Below are 16449 nucleotides of genomic sequence, written 5' to 3'. Positions count from 1 at the left end.
CCCGCCGGGCCCCCTCTCCGCCGGGGACCGGAGCCGGTCCCCGGACCCCGGGCTTTCGCTGGCTCCGCTTGGTGGCCGTCAGTCTGCGGCCCGATCCCCGGGAGCAGGTGGAAAGGCGGAACTCCCGAAAAGAAAGACACCCTGTCCGCGCCCGTGGCACCGGCAGTCCGCCGGAGAGCCATGTTCTCCGGCGCGATCCGACCCCAGCAAGCACCAACTCACCGGGTCCAGGGCTCGAAGAGTCCTGGCGGATAAGGGGGGCCGGGGGAAAAGGCGGAGCCTTGTCCCCCGGGGGACAGAGCCACGCCGGGGGCATCAGCGCAGGAGGTAGCGGGTGGGGCGGAGGGGTTCGGGCAGGTCGGTTTCGCCCAGGGCCTCCAGGAGGTCCGTTTCGATCACCCGCACCATGGCGTCGAGGGCGAGGTCGTTGGCCTCGTCGCCGAAGGGGTCTTCCAGCTCGTCGCCCAGGGCGTCGAGGCCGAAGAGCGTATAGGCCAGGATCGCCACCACGACCGGCGTGCCGAAGCCGAGCGTGCCGACGAAGCCGAAGGGCATCAGCAGGCAGAAGAGCCAGGCCGAGCGGTGCAGCAGCAGCGAATAGGCATAGGGCAGGGGCGTGTTGTGGATGCGCTCGCAGCCGGCCTGGATGCCGGTCATCTCGGCCAGCGGGGCGGAGATCTGGACGTGCAGGATGTCGCTCAGCGTGCCGGCGCGCAGCAGCGCGGCCAGTTCCGCCGATTGCGCGCGCAGCACGGCGTCCGGGCGGTTGCGCCGCGTGGCCAGGGCGGCGGCTTCCCCGGCCGGCAGCCAGGGGCGGGCCCGTTCCAGCCCGTCCCGGCCGCGGAGCTGCGTGGCCAGCAGATGCGCGAAGCCTGCCACCCGCCGCAGCAGCCGCGTGCGGGAATCGCCTTCCGGCAGCAGGCTCGTCGCCAGCCGGGCGAAGATGCGGTTCTCGGTGATCAGCCGGCCCCAGAGCTGCCGCCCCTCCCACCAGCGCGCGTGGCAGGCGTTGTTTCGGAAGCTGAGGAAGATCGAGAGCGTCAGGCCCAGCACGGTGAAGGGTGCTGCGCTGAACTCGGGGAAGATGCCGGGATAGCGCCGGTCCAGCAGCGCCAGCAGCAGGGCGATGCCGGTCACCAGCAGCACGCGCGGGGCCACCAGCGGCACCACGGAGCCGCGCAGGGCGAAGAGGAGGTCCAGCGTGCCGGGACGGGAGCGGACGATCATGGCGCCTCAGCCCGCTGTCACATGGGGCCGGCCGGCACGGCGCTGGCGCAGAGCGCCGGATGCCGCCGGGCGCCGAAGAGCTGGTAGTGCCACCATTCGAGGCTGTAGTGGTCCCAGCCGGCCGCTGTCATGATGCCCAGCAGGATGGCGCGGTTGCGCTGGTCCTCCGCCGGGATGGCTAGGCTGCCATGGGCGGAGGCTTCCTCCACCGCGTCGAAGCCGGTGCCCATCGGCAGTTCGGTGCCGCTCGCCGCCTCCACCAGCGTCAGGTCCACCGCCGCGCCGCGCGGATGCACGCCGCCCTGGCGCGGGTCGGAGACGAAGCGCTTGTCCTCCACCGCGTGCCACAGCGCCCATTGCGCCTCGACCGGGCGGAAGGCGTCGAAGACCTTGATCCGCAGGCCGAGCGCGAGTGCCAGCGCGTTGGCCCGCAGCAGGCGCTCGCGCGCCTCCGGTAGCAGCAGCGCCACCGGGCGCGCGTAGATCGGGCGGCCCGTCAGGTTGTCGGTTGTGGCGTAGCGGATGTCGAGGAGGAGGCCGTCTTCCTCGCGGATCGGGATCAGCATGGGGCGGTTATAGCCATGCCCGTTGCTGGCCGCTGCCCGGCGCCGGAGCCACACGACGCAACCCAGCCCTGCTCCGCCGCGTTCGCGGCTCTCCGACGAAGAGGGAATCCGACCGATGCGCGGCACCGCTTTCACCCTGGCCCTGGCCCTGATTGCCACGCCGCTCTGGGTCCAGGACCTCCGGGCGCAGAATATCGGACAGGGCAATGGCCGCGGGGGCGCGACGAGCGGCTCCCCGGCCGGAGGCTCCAGCGAGGCGCCCGACCTCGCCAGCTATGAGAAGCTGCTGCAGGACAGCCTCGGCAAGCTGCGCGCCGCCGCCAGCCAGCCGGGCGTGAAGGACGAGTTCAGCAAGGACGAATCCGTGGGCACCGCGCGGCGCGAGGTGCTGACCGTGCTGCAGGACAGCCTGGGCATCGTCCGCCGCGCGCCCGCCTCCTACAAGGAGCGTCCCGTCTACAAGCAGGCCGAAAGCCAGATCCAGGCGGCCAGCCACAAGGTCCAGGGCCAGCAGCAGGACGCCGCCCTGGCCGGCCCGATGCGCGAGGCCGTCCAGGCGGTGGAGTCCCTGGTGCGCGACGTCGGCGCCTCGCACGGGCGGGGCTGAGGGCTGGGTTGCCGCTGTCGTCCGGCCAGCCTGTCCTGAGCTGTTCCGGCGGAGCGCCTGATGGCCGTCTCCCGGGGGAAAGGCAGGGCCTTTCCCCCGGGACAGCGTAGCGCCAGGCGTCAGGCCCGGGCGCCGAAGAGGGGGGCGGTCAGGCCAGGGGCAGGAGGTGGATCAGGCCCAGGCTGATCGCACCCAGCACGAGCAGCGAGCCGATCACGGCCGCGACGACCGGGGCGCCGGCGCGGGCGACCATGCGGACATCCACGCCCAGGCCGAGGGCGGCCATGGAGACCACCGTCAGCAGCGTGGTCAGGCTGGCGATGGGGGCGAGCGCCGCCTGCGGGATCAGGCCCAGGGAGCGGAGGACGGCGCAGCCCAGGAAGCCCAGGATGAACCAGGGCACCAGCCGGCCGAGGACCCTGGGGCGGGCAGCAGGCTGATCCGCGTCGCGGCGGCGCGCCGACAGCAGCGACAGGACCAGCACCACCGGTCCCAGCATCAGCACGCGCACCAGCTTGACCAGCGTGCCGAGCTGCACGCTCAGCGCCCCGACCGGGGCGGTGGCGGCCAGGACCTGCGGGACGGCATAGACGGTGAGGCCCGCGAGGACGCCATACTGCGCCTCGTGCAGCCCGAGCAGCGGCACGGCCAGCGGCAGGGACAGCACCACGACGATGCCCAGGACGGCGGTGAAGGCGATGGAGGCGGCGATGTCGCGGCTTTCGGCGCCGATCACCGGCGCCACGGCGGCGATGGCGGAATTGCCGCAGATCGAGTTGCCGCAGGCCACCAGCATCGCCATCCGCCGCGGCAGGCCGAGCAGGCGGCCGATGCCGTAGCTGGCCGGGATGGCCACCGCCACCACGGCGGCGATGCCCAGCACCAGCGCCGGGCCGACCGCCAGGATCGCCTGCGCGCTCAGCGCCGTGCCCAGCAGGATGATCGCGACTTCCAGCAGCACCTTGGCGGAAAAGGCGATGCCGGGAGCGAAGGCCTTGGGCGGCGTCCAGGCGGTGCGCAGCGCCGTGCCGAGCAGGATGGCCAGCACCACCGGTTCCAGCCAGTCGCGGCCCAGGAGGGCTTCCTCGGCGCGGCCGATGCCGGCCGCCAGCGCGGCGATGGCGGCGCAGAGCAGCACGCCCGGCCCGAGCCGCCGCAGCGCGCCGCTGCCCTGCACCCCGGCCGGTTGCGGCTTGGCGAGGCTGGCGGCGGGGGCTGGGGTGGTCATGGGGGCTCGGCGTCCTGGGATTGGCCCCTATGATGCAACGCGACGACACATCGGACAAACGCAATGGTTCGATCGGACCGATCTGGATTCGTGAACGTTCCTGCCGCGCCGTGGAAAGCGGGCGGCGCATGAGCCCGCTTCAGCTCCAGGCCGGGGCGGGCCTCGCCGCGCTCTGCCTGCTGGCCTGGGTGGCCGGGGTGCTGGGGGAGGGGGTGCGGGGCAGGCGCCTCGCCCGGAGGCCCGTTCCCTGGCGGATCGTGCTGGCCGGGCTGCTGGCGCAGGTGCTGGCCGCCGCGCTGCTGCTGCATGTGCCGCCGCTCCGCCGGGCCTTTGCCTGGGCAGGGGCGGGGGTTGATGCCCTGTCCCGCGCGACGCGGGAGGGGACGAGCTTCGTCTTCGGCTATCTGGTCGGGGCGCCGCTGCCCTATGCGGAGCTGCGGCCGGGCGGCTCCTTCGTGCTGTTCTTCCAGGCACTGCCGCTGATCCTGGTGGTGGGGGCGCTGTCGGCGCTGCTCTACCACTGGCGCATCCTGCCGCTGGTGGTGCGGGGGCTTTCCGTGCTGCTGCGGCGGGCCTTCGGCATCTCGGGGGCCTGCGGCTTCTCGGTCGCCGCCAATGTCTTCGTCGGCAGCGTCGAGGCGCCGCTGCTGATCCGCTCCTGGCTCGCCACCATGCCGCGGGCCGAGCTCTTCGCCGTGATGGTCGCGGGACTGGCCACCATCTCCGGCAACATGCTGGTGGTCTACGCCACGATCATCGCGCCGGTGGTGCCGGATGCGGCGGGACAGCTCCTGGCCGCCAGCCTGGTGGGCGCCCCGGCCTCGATCCTCGCCGCCATGCTGATGATCCCGCCGGACCCGGCAGCCGCCGTTGCCGGTGGCGAGCCGGAGATGCCGCCGCTCTATGACAGCAGCATGGAGGCCATCGTGCGCGGCACGGCGGACGGGCTGCAACTGCTGCTCGGCATCATGGCCTCGTTGATCGTCTTCGTGGCGCTGGTGGCGCTGCTCGACATGATCCTGCAGCCGCTGACCGGGCTGACACTGCGGGGGATCGCGGGCTGGCTGATGTGGCCGCTGGCCTTCGCCATGGGCATTCCCGCCGCCGAGGCCGCGACGGTGGCATCCTCGCTCGGCGTGAAGCTCGTGGTGAACGAGTTCGTCTCCTATCTGGAGCTCGCCACCTCCGGCGGGGCGGGCCTTTCGGAGCGGTCGCGCGTCATCCTCACCTGGGCGCTCTGCGGCTTCACCAACTTCGCCTCGGTCGGGATCATGGTGGGCGGCATGTCGCTGATGTGCACGGAGCGGCGCGGCGAGATCGTGCGGCTGGGCCTGCCGGCCCTGGCGGCCGGCACCATCGCCTGCTGCATGATGGGGGCCACGGTGGGGCTGCTGTCGCCGGGGTGATCCCGGCGGCTGCCAGTGACCGTGTTGCGCTTTGTGGCCGGCCGCCGGGGAAAGGCAGCGCCTTTCACCCGGGATGGCGCAACGCCGGACGAGACGCGCGGCGGCCAGGGAAAGCCGCTGCCCGGATCAGCCGGGGTTGCGGGCCTGCCAGTCGGCGAAGATGCGTTCGAGCAGGTCGACCTTCTTGCAGTCCTGTGCCGCGGCGGCGCGCTTGAAGGCCCTCCGGAACTCCGCGGTGACGCGGAAGTTGAGCGGCTCGGTGCGTTCCTTGGAAGGCTTCGCGGGCTTGCTCTTGCCCTTCCTCGGGGCCTCGGGAGCCGGTTCGGCAGGCGGTTCCGCGATGGGTCTGGCGGTCTTGACCGGCTTTGCGGTCTTCGCGGAGGCGGGCGGGGTATCGCCCAGGGCGCCGAGCACGCTGTTCTGCGGCGGCGGCGCGCCCTTGGTGCCGCGGCGCCGCGGCGGTGTGGCGGCCCGGGTTTCGGGGGCCCGGGTTTCGGGGGCCTGGGTTTCGGCGGCGGAGGGCTGGTCTGATTCGGGCATGCTCTGTTCCAGGATTCCGGAGCCCTGCCGGGCGGGAGGGCTGGCGGGGCGGTTTTCACGGCTGGCCAAGGCCCGGCCCCTCCCGCCGTGATGAGGAAAGGGCTGGGGGTCTCAGTGCTTCTGCTTCGCCCCGGGCTTCTGCTTCGCCTGGGGCTTCTGCTTCGCCTCGGGAGGCGGCCCGGCGGGGGCGCGGCTGGTGACGAAGGCAACGGCGTCCCGGGCGAAGGCTTCGGCCTTGTGCCGCAGCGAGGCGTGCGTGACCTCGGTGGCGGCGCGGCCCTCGTCATGCGCGCGGCGGTAGCCGGCCTTTTCCGGCCAGGCATGCGGCAGGCAGTGATAGCCGGCCTCGCGCACATAGAGCGCCGCCTCCTCGATCTCGCTCGCGGAATCGCCGGCGCGGCAGAGGGCGATGGCGATGCGTTCCGCCGGGATGCCCTGGCCGAGCAGCTCATGCGCCAGCCGCACGGTCGGCAGCAGGTCGTCCACCGCCAGTCCGGAGGGGATCAGCAGCGCATCGGCGGCGTGGGCGAGTTCCAGCGTCTGGGCATCGGCGAAGCCGCGCGCATCGAGCACGAGGCAATCGGCGAGATCGCGGCGCGCGGCGCGCAGGGCCGGCTCCAGCCCGTCGAAGCATTCCGCCCGCACCACCGGCTTCCGCCCCGAGGCGGCGCGGCGGCGCGCCCATTCGACGGAGGTGGCCTGCAGCACGTCCAGGTCGGCGAGCAGCACGCTGCGGCCCTGGGCGGCCAGTTCCCGCGCCAGCAGGCGGGCCAGCGACGACTTCGCCACCCCCCCTTTCTGCGACACGCAGCCCACGACGAGCATGATGGCCCGGACCCTCCGCCCTGCCCGGGCCACGGCGGTCCGGTGAGTGCCGATTTTGCGTGCAATCGTGCAATCGTGCAAGCATGTCCGGGGGCGGCGCGGCGTTCAGTCCAGCCAGAGCCGCACGGCCTCCCGCAGGAAGGCGGTGCCGGCGGCGTTGCCGGCAGGATTGCCGGCGCGGTGGCCATGGATGCCCGGGATGGGGAGGAGCTTCGCGTCGCGCAGATGCGGCAGCTCCGCCTCGTTGTCGGCGACGCGGAAATACAGGTCCGTCGCGCCGGGCATCAGCAGGACGCGCGCCCGGATCGCCGCCAGGGCGCGGGGCAGGTCGCCTCCGTGGAGCGGGTTGTCGCTGATGTCGCCGGCATCCCAGCAGCGCAGCTGCGCCAGCAGGTCGGCGGCGGGCTTCGCGTCGTAGCGTGTCTCCCAGCCGCGCAGATAGGCGGCGAGATCGGGCGTTTCCGGCGAAAGGTGCAGGCCGGCGCGGTAGAAGTCCTGGCTCAGCGCCCAGCCGGCATAGATCCGCCCGAAGGCGCGCTTGGCCAGGGCGGGCTCGGCGGCGAAGCGGCCCTCCCCCCGGTGCTCCGGCGCGGCCTCCAGCACCGCCATCAGCCCGCGCAGGAAGACTTGGTTGTGCGCCGCGGTGCGGGCGCTGCCGCAGTTGATCACCACGCGCTCCACCGCCTCGGGGAAGCAGGCGGCCCAGTGGTAGGCCTGCTGCGCGCCCATCGACCAGCCATAGGCGGCGTGCAGCCTGTCGATGCCGAAGACGTCGCGCAGCAGCTGCCGCTGTGCCTGCACATTGTCCCAGGCGGTGACGAGCGGCGGATAGTCCGCCGTGTTCGAGGGCGAGGAGGAGATCCCGTTGCCGAACATGTCGACCTGCACGACGAACCAGCGCGTGGGATCGAGCACGCCGTCCGGCCCGATCAGCCATTCCAGTTCCGGATGCCGTGCGCCGTAGCTGGTGGGATAGAGCACGGCGTTGTCGCGCGCGGGCGAGAGCGTGCCATGCGTCTTCCAGCCGAGCATCGCATCGGCGATCGCGCCGCCATGCAGCATCCGGCGCGTGCCGAGGCGGATGCGCCCGCTGGCCGTGGGCCAGCCGGGAGGCCGGGTGGCGGGACGGCCGGGGGACGGTGCCTGCTCCGGGCGCATGTTCTTCGTGGCCATCCATCGCCCTTTCCACCGGCAGGGAGATGTGAAAGGCGAATGCGGGGACGGTCAAGCGGAAGGCCATGCCGCCGCTTCTGCCGCGGGCGAGGCGTGCTGCCGCCTGTGCAAACAGCCATGCCCAAGGATGAAGCAAGGCGGCAACGCGCGCTGCGCCGCGGCATGGGAAGCACCCATTCGGTGTGTTGACGCGCTCGGTATACCGGATGACAGTCTGCACGCTTCCGCATGGGGGAAGCCAGGTGGCGAATGCCACGCTGGCCGGTTTCGGCCATACCGAATCCGCGCGAGCCCATGCGCGCCACGGGACGATGGCGGGAAGCGGCAGGATGTTTGCTGGGGGCGGAAGCATGGGCGGCGATCTTCTTCTGACGGGCGGGCGGATCTTCCGCGGGCTGGCGCAGGGGAACACGGGTGGCTTCGCCGAGGCGCTGCTGCTGCGCGACGGCAAGGTCGCGGCGGTCGGCACGCGGACGGATGTCGAGGGTGCCGCCGCGCCGGGCACGCGGCGTGTCGATCTCGCGGGCCGTGCGGCGATCCCCGCCTTCAACGAGGCGCACATGCACCTGCTGCCCTATGGCCTCGGCCTGGTGCAGGCGAACCTGCGGCCGGATGACGGCGTGAAGACGCTGGACGAGCTGCTGTCCCGCCTCCGTGCCGCCGCGGCGCACACGCCAAAGGGCGAATGGGTGGTCGGGCGCGGCTATGACCATCTCGTGCTCGATGTCGGGCGGCATCCGACGGCGGAGGAACTGCAGGCCGCCGCGCCGGAGCATCCCGTCTACATCGTGCGCACCTGCGGCCATATGGGCGTGGCCTCCACCGCCGCGCTGAAGCGCGCGGGGATCGGCCACAACACGCCCGACCCGCAGGGCGGCGCCATCGAGCGGAAGGGCGGCGCGCTGACCGGGCTGTTGCAGGAACGCGCGCAGGGGCTGCTGAAGCAGGCGATCCCCGAGCCCTCCGAGGACATGATGGTGGCGGCGATCGAGCGTGCCGGGCGCGACCTCGCCGCGCGCGGCTTCGCCTCGGCCAGCGACATGAATGTCGGCATGACCGCCGGCATGGCGGAGATCGCCGCCTATCGCCGCGCGCTCGCCGAGGGGCGGCTGATGCAGCGCATGTGGCAGGTGCTGGCGGGCAATCCCGAGGGCATCGCGGCGGAGGCCTGGGAGGCCGGGCTGCGGCCCGACCACAGGCACGACATGCTGGCCTGGGGCGCGGTGAAGACCTTCGCCGACGGCTCGGCGGGCGGGCTGACCGCGGCCTTCTTCGAGCCCTATCTCGCCTCCGCCGGCGGAGGCACCGGCATCCTCTGCTTTTCCGAGGCGGAGCAGCACGCGCTGCTGGCGAAGTACCACCGCCAGGGCTGGCAGCTCGACATCCATGCCATCGGCGATGCGGCGATCGAGCAGATCCTGTCCGGCATGGAGGCCGCCGACACGCCGGACATGCCGGTGCCCGGCCGGCGCCATCGCATCGAGCATTGCGGCTTCCTGAACGCGGACCAGCGGCGGCGCATGAAGGCGCGCGGCATCATCCCGGTGCCGCAGCCGACCTTCATCTACGAGTTCGGCGAGGTCTATCTGAAGGTTCTGGGCATGGAGCGTTCCGCCGCCTCCTATCCCATGCGCACCTGGCTCGACGAAGGGCACAACCCGCCCGGTTCCTCCGACAGCCCGGTCTGCACCGTCGATCCCTTCGTCGGCCTTTATGCCATGCTGACGCGGCGGACAGTGAAGGGCACGGTGATCGGCCCCGACCAGCGCCTCACCATCTCGGAGGCGGTCCACTGCTACACCTGGTGCGGCGCGCATTCGCAGTTCGCCGAGGACCGGCGCGGCACGCTGGAAGTGGGGATGCAGGCCGACGTGGTGGTGCTGTCCGCCGACATCTTCGCGCTGGAGCCCGAGGTGGTGCGGGAGGTGAAGGCCGACCTGACGCTGCGCGGCGGCGAGGCGATCTTCGACCGGCACGGCGCGCTGATGGCCGAGGCGGCCCAGTGAGGGGCGGCGCAGTGAGGGGCGGCCCAGTGAGGGGCCGGCCGGGCGATAGCGGGGCCGGCTGATGCTCCGGCACGCGCTGCAACGGCTGCTGCTGGCCATTCCCGTCCTGGTCGGCGTGCTGCTGGTCGGCTTCCTGCTGATGCAGGTGGTGCCGACCGATCCCGCCACGGTGCGGGCCGGCCCGACCGCCACGCCGGAGGTGATCGCCGCGATCCGGCAGGACCTGGGCCTGGACAAGCCGCTCTGGTGGCAGTTCGGCGCCTATGTCGGGCGGCTGGCGCAGGGCGACCTGGGCGTTTCCATCATCAACAACATGCCGGTGACGCAGGAGCTGGGCGACACGATCGGCCCGACGCTGGAGCTGATGTTCGCCTGCCTAGTCTGGTCCATCCCGCTCGGCATCGCCATGGGCACGGCGGCCGCCTACTGGCGCGGCACGCTGTTCGACCGGACGGTGATGGCCTTTGCCGTGGCCTGCGCCACGCTGCCGGTCTTCTTTATCGGGCTGATGCTGATCTGGGTGGTGGGCTTCCAGTGGCAGCTCCTGCCCTTCACCGGGCGGGGCGGGCCGCTCTGGACGATGGACGGGCTGCTGGCCATCGCCATGCCCGCCATCACCCTGGGCATGGCCTTCGTCGGGCCGGTGGCGCGGATGACGCGTACGGCGGTGCTGGACGTGATGGGGGCGGAACACGTCCGCACCGCCCGGGCCAAGGGGCTCGGCGAGTTCGCGGTGGTGATGCGGCACGGGCTGCGCAACGCGCTGATCCCCATCGTGACGCTGATCGGGCTGCAGATCGGCTTCCTGCTCGGCGGCGCGGTGGTGACGGAGACGGTATTCTCCTGGCCCGGCGTCGGGCGGCTGGCGGTCGGCGCCATCCTGTCCTCCGACTTTCCCATGGCGCAGGGGACGATCCTGGTGCTCTCCCTTGGCTTCATCCTGATCAACCTCGCCGTGGACGTGCTCTACGTCGCGCTCGACCCGCGGATGCGCGCGGCATGAGCGCCGTCCTGCCCGAGGCGGCCATCAAGGTCGCCGAGCCGGAGCTCGCCGCCACCGACGCCCATGTGGCGCGCGGCCCCGGCCTGTTCCGCCGCCTGCTGCGCGATCCGGTCGGCGCCGCCGCGCTGGTGCTGGTGGTGCTGCTGGTCGGTGCCGCGGTGCTGGCGCCCTGGCTCGCGCCGACCGATCCCTATGACAACGACCTGTCGCTCGCGATGCAGCCGCCGGGCGCGGCACCCGGCCTCTGGCTGGGGGCGGACGCGCAGGGGCGCAACATGGTCACGCGCCTGCTCTACGGCTTGCGGATGAGCCTGCTGATGGGCTTGGCCTCGGTCGTGCTGGGCGGGGTGACGGGAATGGTGGTGGGCTTCGCCGCCGCCTTCTGGCGCCGCATCGACGGGTTGCTGATGCGGCTGATGGACGTGCTGCTGTCCTTTCCCGCCATCCTCTTCGGCCTGGCGCTGGCGGCGATCTTCGGGCCGGGCATCTGGGCCGTGGTGCTGGCGCTGTCGGTCGCGACCGTGCCGCTGATGGCGCGCATCACGCGCGGCGCGGCGCTGGGCGTGATGCAGCAGGACTACATCGAGGCGGCGCGGGCCACGGGCATGTCCGATACGCGGCTGATCCTGCGGCATCTCGCGCCCAACTGCCTGTCGCCGATCTTCGTCTTCACCACGCTGCGCTTCGGGCAGGTGATCCTGCTCGGCGCCGCGCTGTCCTTTCTCGGCCTGGGGGCGCAGCCGCCGCTGGCGGAGCTGGGCGCCATGGCGAGCGAGGGGCGGAACTTCCTGTTCTTCGCGCCGCATATCGCGGTGATCCCCTGTGTCCTGATCTTCCTGGTCGGGCTGGGCTTCAACATCCTGGGCGATGCGCTACGCGACGCGCTCGATCCCCGGCTGCGCCGCTGACACCCCTTTCCACCTTGTTTCCGGGAGTTCCCAGCATGCGTCCGACCCTCCGCGCCGCGCTTCTCGGAAGCGCCTTCGCCCTTTCGGCCCTGATGCCCGTGGCGGGGGCCTGGGCGCAGGCCGCGCCGCGCGACACGCTGGTGGCGCTGCGCGAGATCGACGCCGACAACTACGACCCGGCGCGCACCACCTCGCAGTCGGCGGGCTGGGCCATCTACATGATGGCCGACACGCTGGTCTCCATGGACTGGGACCAGAAGACGGTGAAGCCGGGCCTCGCTGAAAGCTGGACGGTCAGCCCGGACGGCAAGCTCTACACCTTCAAGCTGAAGCAGGGCGTGAAGTTCTGCGACGGCAAGCCGATGACGGCGAAGGACGTGGTCTATTCCATCAACCGCTGGATCGACCCGGCCACGCGCAGCCCCTCGAAGTGGCGCGCCGGGCAGGTGAAGGAGGTCCGTGCCGTCGATGACCACACCGTCGAGTACGAGCTGAAGGAGCCCTTCTCCGAGCTGCTGACCCAGCTCACCATGTATTTCGGCTCCGTCGTCGATCAGGCGACGGTGGAGAAGCTCGGGCAGAATTTCGGCGTGCAGGGCTTCAACGGCACCGGCCCCTATTGCTGGGGGAGCTGGACGCCGCGGCAGGACCTCGTCCTGAACAGGCATGAGGGCTACAACTGGGGCCCGCCGATCTACAGGAACCCCAGCCCGCAGATCGGCAAGGTGATCTGGCGCGTGATCCCGGAGGCCAATACCCGCCTCGCCGCCTTGCAGACCGGGCAGGCCGATGTGGTGCAGGAGATCCCCTTCTTCGCGCTGGAAGGGCTGAAGAAGATCCCGACCGTGAAGCTGCAGCAGCAGCCGGTCTATTTCTGGGACTACTTCGTCGGCTTCAAGGTGGACAAGCCGGTGGTCAGCGACCCGGTGATCCGCAAGGCCATCAACATGGCGGTGGACCGCGGCCCGATCGCCAAGGCCGTCTTCTTCTCCGCCGGCGAGCCCGCCAACACCCTGCTGAACCCCAAGGTGCAGGATTTCGACCCTGACGCGGCGAAGCTGCAGCCCTCCTTCGATGTCGATGGCGCGCGCAGGCTGCTGGACGAGGACGGGTGGAAGGCCGGTTCCGACGGCATCCGCGAGAAGAACGGGCAGCGCGCGAGCTTCCTGCTCTACGGCATCCAGAACGGCACCAATAACAGCATGATGCAGGCGATGCAGGCCGATCTGCGCCGCATCGGCATCGAGATGAAGATCCAGCTCTGGGACGCCACCGTGGCCTGGGGCAAGCTGGCGACGCAGGAATTCGACGCCTTCACCATGTCCTATCCCTATCTCTCGGCGACGGATGCGCTGTCCCTCTATTTCCCCAGCGCCAACCGCCCGACGCCGAACCGGATGAACTGGGTGAACGAGGAGACCGACAGGAACCTGCTCGGCGCCCGCACCGCCACCGACCCGGCCAACCGCGCCAAGCTGATCGGCGAGGTGCAGGAGCAGATCACCGCGGCCAATGTCTGGGTGCCGCTGGTGCGCCAGCAGCTCTGGCTCGCCACCTCGCAGCGCGTCGAGGGCGCGCGGCCACACGGCGTCTATGGCGCGGCCCTGTACAAGGGCCTCGACATCAGGCTGACACGCTGAGGAGCATCCGGGCATGGCCGTCACGCTGATCCGCAACGCCGATGTCGTCCTGGCCTGGGACGAGGCCGCGAAGACCCATGCCTACCTGACCGGCGGCGACGTCGCCTTCGAGGGCGGCGCGCTGCGCTTCGTCGGCCGGGGCTATGACGGGCCGGCGGAGGAGGTGATCGACGGGGCGGGGCTGATGGTCATGCCCGGCCTCGTCAACATCCACACGCATCCGTCCAGCGAGCCGATGAACAAGGGGCTGCTGGACGAGATCGGCTCGCCCGGCCTCTACAACTCCTCGCTCTACGAGTTCATGCCGATCTTCCGCGCGGGCGAGGATGCGGTGCCCGACTGCGCCCGCGTGGCGCTGAGCGAGCTGCTGCTGTCCGGCGTCACCACCGTGGCCGACCTGTCCGTGCCCTATGACGGATGGCTCGACCTGCTGGCGGAAAGCGGGCTGCGCGCCGTCGTGGCACCGATGTTCCGCTCCGCCCGCTGGTACACGAAGAACGGCCATGTGGTGGAGTACGAGTGGGACGAGGCGGGTGGCGAGAAGGCCATGGCGGAGGCGCTGCGCCTGGTGGACCGCGCCGCGCAGCATGAATGCGGCCGCCTGTCCGGCATGGTGATCCCGGCGCAGATCGACACCGTCTCGCCCGGGCTGATGCGGGAAAGCCAGCAGGAGGCGAAGGCCCGCGGCCTGCCCTGGCAGATCCATGCCGCGCAGTCGGTGGTGGAGTTCCACGAGATCACCCGCCGCCACGGGCTGACGCCGATCGGCTGGCTCGACAGCATGGGGCTGCTGAACGAACGCGCCATCATCGGCCATGGCATCTTCCTCGACGACCATCCCTCGACGCGCTGGCACACCGACACCGACCTGAAGCGGCTGGCGGAGACGGGCACCAGCGTGGCGCATTGCCCGACCGTCTTCGCGCGGCGCGGCATCACCATGAGGAACTTCGGCCGCTACCGCCGTGCCGGGGTGAACATGGGCCTGGGCACCGACACCTATCCGCACAACATGCTCGACGAGATCCGGCTGGCCGCCTATCTCGCCCGCACCCAGGCGACCGACCCGCGCGCCGTCACCACGCAGGAGCTGTTCGAGGCCGCCACCACCGGCGGGGCGAAGGCGCTGGGGCGGGAGGATATCGGCCGCCTCGCCCCGGGCTGCCGGGCCGATTTCGTGCTGGTGGACGTCACCCACCCGCTGATGCAGCCGCGCCGCGACCCCCTGCGCTCCCTGGTCTATGCGGCCTCCGAGCGTGCGCTGCGCGCCGTCTACGTGGACGGGACCTGCGCCGTGCGCGACGGCAAGGTGCTGACCATGGATTTCGCCGGGGCCGCCGAACGGCTGAACGAGGCGCAGAAGCGCGTGGTGGCCGAGGCCCCCGGGCGCGACTGGGCGCACCGGCCGGTGGAGCAGATCTCCCCGCCAACCTTCCGCTGGTCCTGAGGAATCCGCATGCCCAGGGAAGAATCCCAGGACCTTCTCCGCATCGAGGGGCTGCGCACCAGCTTCCGCACCGGCCAGGGGCTGGTCTCGCCCGTGGACGGGGTGGACCTCGCCGTGCCGCGCGGCCGCACGCTTGGCATCGTGGGGGAGAGCGGCTGCGGCAAGTCGATGCTCTCGCTCTCCATCATGGGCCTCGTGCCGCCGCCGGGGCGGATCGGCGCCGGGAAGATCCTGCTGGAGGGCAGGGACCTCGCCGCGCTCTCCCAGTCCGAGATGCGGAAGATCCGGGGCGGGGAGATCGCCATGATCTTCCAGGACCCGATGACCTCGCTGAACCCGGTGCACAGCGTCGGCAGGCAGATCACCGAGGCGATGCGCGTGCATGACCGCACGGCTTCGGACCGCGCGCTGCGCGACGCCGCCATCGCGGCGCTGCGCCAGGTCCGCATCCCGGCGCCGGAACGGCGCTTCGAGCAGTATCCGCATGAGCTGTCGGGCGGGATGCGGCAGCGGGTGATGATCGCCATGGCGCTGGCCTGCCGCCCGCGCCTGCTGATCGCCGACGAGCCGACCACCGCGCTCGACGTCACGGTGCAGGCGCAGATCCTCGACCTGCTGCGGAACCTTCAGGCCGAGACGGGGATGTCGATCATCCTGATCACCCACGACCTGGGCGTCGTCGCGGAAATGGCCGACGAGGTGGCGGTGATGTATGCCGGGCGGGTGGTGGAGCGCTGTTCCGCCGCGAGCCTGTTCAACGACCCGCAGCACCCCTACAGCATCGGGCTGCTCGGCAGCGTGCCGCGGCTGGACGAGGAGCGCGACCGGCTGCTCGCCATCGACGGCGCGGTGCCGCCGCCCTTCGCGCTGCCCAAGGGGTGCCGCTTCAACCCGCGCTGCCCCTTCGTGCTGGAGATCTGCCGCAGCGCCGATCCGCCGCTGCGCGACGTGGCGCACCGACACCATGCCGCCTGCCTGCGCGCGCCGCTCGACGCGCTCGCCACGGAACTGGCGGCATGACCGCGCCGCTGCTGGAGGTTTCGGGCCTCGCCAAGCACTATCCCATCCGCAAGGGCATCGTGCTCGCCCGCCAGATCGGCGCCGTCCGCGCCGTGGATGGCGTCGGATTCCGCCTGAACCGGGGCGAGACCCTGGCGCTGGTGGGGGAATCCGGCTGCGGCAAGTCCACCACCGCGCGGCTGGTGATGCGGCTGATCGAGCCCAGCGCCGGCACGATCCGCTTCGACGGCCAGGATGTCACGACGGCCTCCGGCACCGCGCTGCGGGCGCTGCGCCGGCGGATGCAGATCGTGTTCCAGGACCCTTTCGCCAGCCTCAACCCGCGCCTGACCGTGGGCGACGCCATCGCCGAGCCGATGGCGGTGCACGACATGGGCAACGGCGCCGCACGGCAGGCGCGGGTGCAGGAGCTGCTCTCGCTGGTCGGGCTGCGGCCCTTCCATGCCGGGCGCTACCCGCATGAATTCTCCGGCGGGCAGCGGCAGCGCATCGGCATCGCCCGGGCCCTTTCCGTGCGGCCAGACCTGCTGGTCTGCGACGAACCCGTCTCGGCGCTCGACGTCTCGATCCAGGCGCAGGTGGTGAACCTGCTGAAGGACCTCCAGGCGCGCTTCGGGCTGAGCTATCTCTTCATCGCGCACGACCTGGCGGTGGTGAAGCACATGGCCGACCGCGTGGCGGTGATGTATCTCGGCCGCATCGTCGAGGTCGCCGAGAAGCGCGCCCTCTTCGCCGCGCCGCGCCACCCCTATACGCGGGCGCTGCTGTCCGCCATCCCGCGCCCCGACCCGGCGCTGCGCGGCTCGGTCACGCCCCTGGGTGGCGACCTGCCGAGCCCGGCCAACCCGCCCTC

The 16449-nt window shown here is 71.5% G+C and carries 15 protein-coding genes; 9 read left to right on the top strand and 6 right to left on the bottom strand.

Annotated elements, in window-relative coordinates; all coding sequences use genetic code 11:
- Window positions 1-315: 315 nt before the first annotated feature.
- The gene (locus ROTAS13_RS08125) at window positions 316-1227 is read right to left on the bottom strand and encodes a bestrophin family protein (RefSeq protein WP_058390144.1); all 912 of its coding nucleotides are present in this window, start codon (window positions 1225-1227) and stop codon (window positions 316-318) included.
- 17 nt (window positions 1228-1244) lie between these two features.
- Window positions 1245-1793, bottom strand: a complete 549-nt coding sequence (ddpX, locus tag ROTAS13_RS08120) for a D-alanyl-D-alanine dipeptidase (RefSeq protein ID WP_026033118.1) — start codon at window positions 1791-1793, stop codon at window positions 1245-1247.
- A gap of 115 nt (window positions 1794-1908) precedes the next feature.
- Between ddpX and ROTAS13_RS08115 the strand changes: the two genes are divergently transcribed.
- Window positions 1909-2400, top strand: coding sequence for a hypothetical protein (locus ROTAS13_RS08115; protein WP_019460747.1), 492 nt, complete (start codon window positions 1909-1911; stop codon window positions 2398-2400).
- A gap of 148 nt (window positions 2401-2548) precedes the next feature.
- Here the strand turns inward: ROTAS13_RS08115 and ROTAS13_RS08110 are convergent, their stop codons facing one another.
- On the bottom strand, window positions 2549-3628 hold the full coding sequence (locus ROTAS13_RS08110; protein WP_171979054.1) for a YeiH family protein: 1080 nt from the start codon (window positions 3626-3628) through the stop codon (window positions 2549-2551).
- 128 nt (window positions 3629-3756) lie between these two features.
- Between ROTAS13_RS08110 and ROTAS13_RS08105 the strand changes: the two genes are divergently transcribed.
- Window positions 3757-5034, top strand: coding sequence for a NupC/NupG family nucleoside CNT transporter (locus tag ROTAS13_RS08105; protein WP_075822037.1), 1278 nt, complete (start codon window positions 3757-3759; stop codon window positions 5032-5034).
- A gap of 126 nt (window positions 5035-5160) precedes the next feature.
- On the opposite strand, the gene ROTAS13_RS27040 is transcribed toward ROTAS13_RS08105, so the two are convergent.
- The 3 genes from ROTAS13_RS27040 to ROTAS13_RS08090 form a co-directional block, all read right to left on the bottom strand.
- The gene (locus ROTAS13_RS27040) at window positions 5161-5574 is read right to left on the bottom strand and encodes a hypothetical protein (RefSeq protein WP_058390448.1); all 414 of its coding nucleotides are present in this window, start codon (window positions 5572-5574) and stop codon (window positions 5161-5163) included.
- A gap of 111 nt (window positions 5575-5685) precedes the next feature.
- Window positions 5686-6399, bottom strand: a complete 714-nt coding sequence (locus ROTAS13_RS08095; RefSeq protein ID WP_019460751.1) for a ParA family protein — start codon at window positions 6397-6399, stop codon at window positions 5686-5688.
- Window positions 6400-6504: 105 nt separating this feature from the next.
- On the bottom strand, window positions 6505-7572 hold the full coding sequence (locus tag ROTAS13_RS08090) for an alpha/beta fold hydrolase (RefSeq protein WP_027297212.1): 1068 nt from the start codon (window positions 7570-7572) through the stop codon (window positions 6505-6507).
- Window positions 7573-7922: 350 nt separating this feature from the next.
- Between ROTAS13_RS08090 and ROTAS13_RS08085 the strand changes: the two genes are divergently transcribed.
- The 7 genes from ROTAS13_RS08085 to ROTAS13_RS08055 all read left to right on the top strand — a co-directional run.
- Entirely contained in the window at window positions 7923-9578 is a 1656-nt protein-coding gene (locus ROTAS13_RS08085) for an amidohydrolase (protein WP_058390447.1), read from the top strand.
- A 61-nt stretch (window positions 9579-9639) separates the two neighbouring features.
- Window positions 9640-10581, top strand: coding sequence for an ABC transporter permease (locus ROTAS13_RS08080; RefSeq protein WP_019460754.1), 942 nt, complete (start codon window positions 9640-9642; stop codon window positions 10579-10581).
- Window positions 10578-11489, top strand: a complete 912-nt coding sequence (locus ROTAS13_RS08075) for an ABC transporter permease (RefSeq protein WP_058390446.1) — start codon at window positions 10578-10580, stop codon at window positions 11487-11489. Before ROTAS13_RS08080 ends, ROTAS13_RS08075 begins: the two co-directional genes overlap by 4 nt.
- Before the next feature lie 35 nt (window positions 11490-11524).
- Window positions 11525-13129 (top strand): ABC transporter substrate-binding protein, encoded by a 1605-nt coding sequence (locus ROTAS13_RS08070; RefSeq protein ID WP_058390445.1) that lies wholly within the window; start codon window positions 11525-11527, stop codon window positions 13127-13129.
- Between the two features lie 13 nt (window positions 13130-13142).
- Complete coding sequence (locus ROTAS13_RS08065) at window positions 13143-14576, top strand: amidohydrolase family protein (RefSeq protein WP_058390444.1); 1434 nt, start codon at window positions 13143-13145, stop codon at window positions 14574-14576.
- 9 nt (window positions 14577-14585) lie between these two features.
- Complete coding sequence (locus ROTAS13_RS08060; RefSeq protein WP_019460758.1) at window positions 14586-15596, top strand: ABC transporter ATP-binding protein; 1011 nt, start codon at window positions 14586-14588, stop codon at window positions 15594-15596.
- Window positions 15593-16449: ABC transporter ATP-binding protein (locus tag ROTAS13_RS08055; protein ID WP_075822036.1), on the top strand; the 857-nt coding region annotated here is incomplete at its 3' end. The genes ROTAS13_RS08060 and ROTAS13_RS08055, both read left to right, overlap by 4 nt.

The sequence above is a fragment of the Roseomonas sp. TAS13 genome (assembly GCF_001950415.1).
In the GTDB taxonomy this organism is placed as follows: domain Bacteria; phylum Pseudomonadota; class Alphaproteobacteria; order Acetobacterales; family Acetobacteraceae; genus Roseomonas; species Roseomonas mucosa.
The sequence above is the reverse complement of the archived record's forward strand: the minus strand, read 5'-3'. Positions and strand labels throughout refer to the sequence as shown.

Excerpts from the sequence above, each read along its gene's own strand:
- ROTAS13_RS08060 (WP_019460758.1), top strand. The coding sequence starts at position 14,586 with ATGCCCAGGGAAGAATCCCAGGACCTTCTCCGCATCGAGGGGCTGCGC.
- ROTAS13_RS08115 (WP_019460747.1), top strand. The coding sequence starts at position 1,909 with ATGCGCGGCACCGCTTTCACCCTGGCCCTGGCCCTGATTGCCACGCCG.
- ROTAS13_RS27040 (WP_058390448.1), bottom strand. The coding sequence starts at position 5,574 with ATGCCCGAATCAGACCAGCCCTCCGCCGCCGAAACCCAGGCCCCCGAA.
- ROTAS13_RS08095 (WP_019460751.1), bottom strand. The coding sequence starts at position 6,399 with ATGCTCGTCGTGGGCTGCGTGTCGCAGAAAGGGGGGGTGGCGAAGTCG.
- ROTAS13_RS08110 (WP_171979054.1), bottom strand. The coding sequence starts at position 3,628 with ATGACCACCCCAGCCCCCGCCGCCAGCCTCGCCAAGCCGCAACCGGCC.
- ROTAS13_RS08090 (WP_027297212.1), bottom strand. The coding sequence starts at position 7,572 with ATGGCCACGAAGAACATGCGCCCGGAGCAGGCACCGTCCCCCGGCCGT.
- ROTAS13_RS08075 (WP_058390446.1), top strand. The coding sequence starts at position 10,578 with ATGAGCGCCGTCCTGCCCGAGGCGGCCATCAAGGTCGCCGAGCCGGAG.
- ROTAS13_RS08125 (WP_058390144.1), bottom strand. The coding sequence starts at position 1,227 with ATGATCGTCCGCTCCCGTCCCGGCACGCTGGACCTCCTCTTCGCCCTG.
- ROTAS13_RS08105 (WP_075822037.1), top strand. The coding sequence starts at position 3,757 with ATGAGCCCGCTTCAGCTCCAGGCCGGGGCGGGCCTCGCCGCGCTCTGC.
- ROTAS13_RS08080 (WP_019460754.1), top strand. The coding sequence starts at position 9,640 with ATGCTCCGGCACGCGCTGCAACGGCTGCTGCTGGCCATTCCCGTCCTG.
- ROTAS13_RS08070 (WP_058390445.1), top strand. The coding sequence starts at position 11,525 with ATGCGTCCGACCCTCCGCGCCGCGCTTCTCGGAAGCGCCTTCGCCCTT.
- ROTAS13_RS08065 (WP_058390444.1), top strand. The coding sequence starts at position 13,143 with ATGGCCGTCACGCTGATCCGCAACGCCGATGTCGTCCTGGCCTGGGAC.
- ROTAS13_RS08085 (WP_058390447.1), top strand. The coding sequence starts at position 7,923 with ATGGGCGGCGATCTTCTTCTGACGGGCGGGCGGATCTTCCGCGGGCTG.
- ddpX (WP_026033118.1), bottom strand. The coding sequence starts at position 1,793 with ATGCTGATCCCGATCCGCGAGGAAGACGGCCTCCTCCTCGACATCCGC.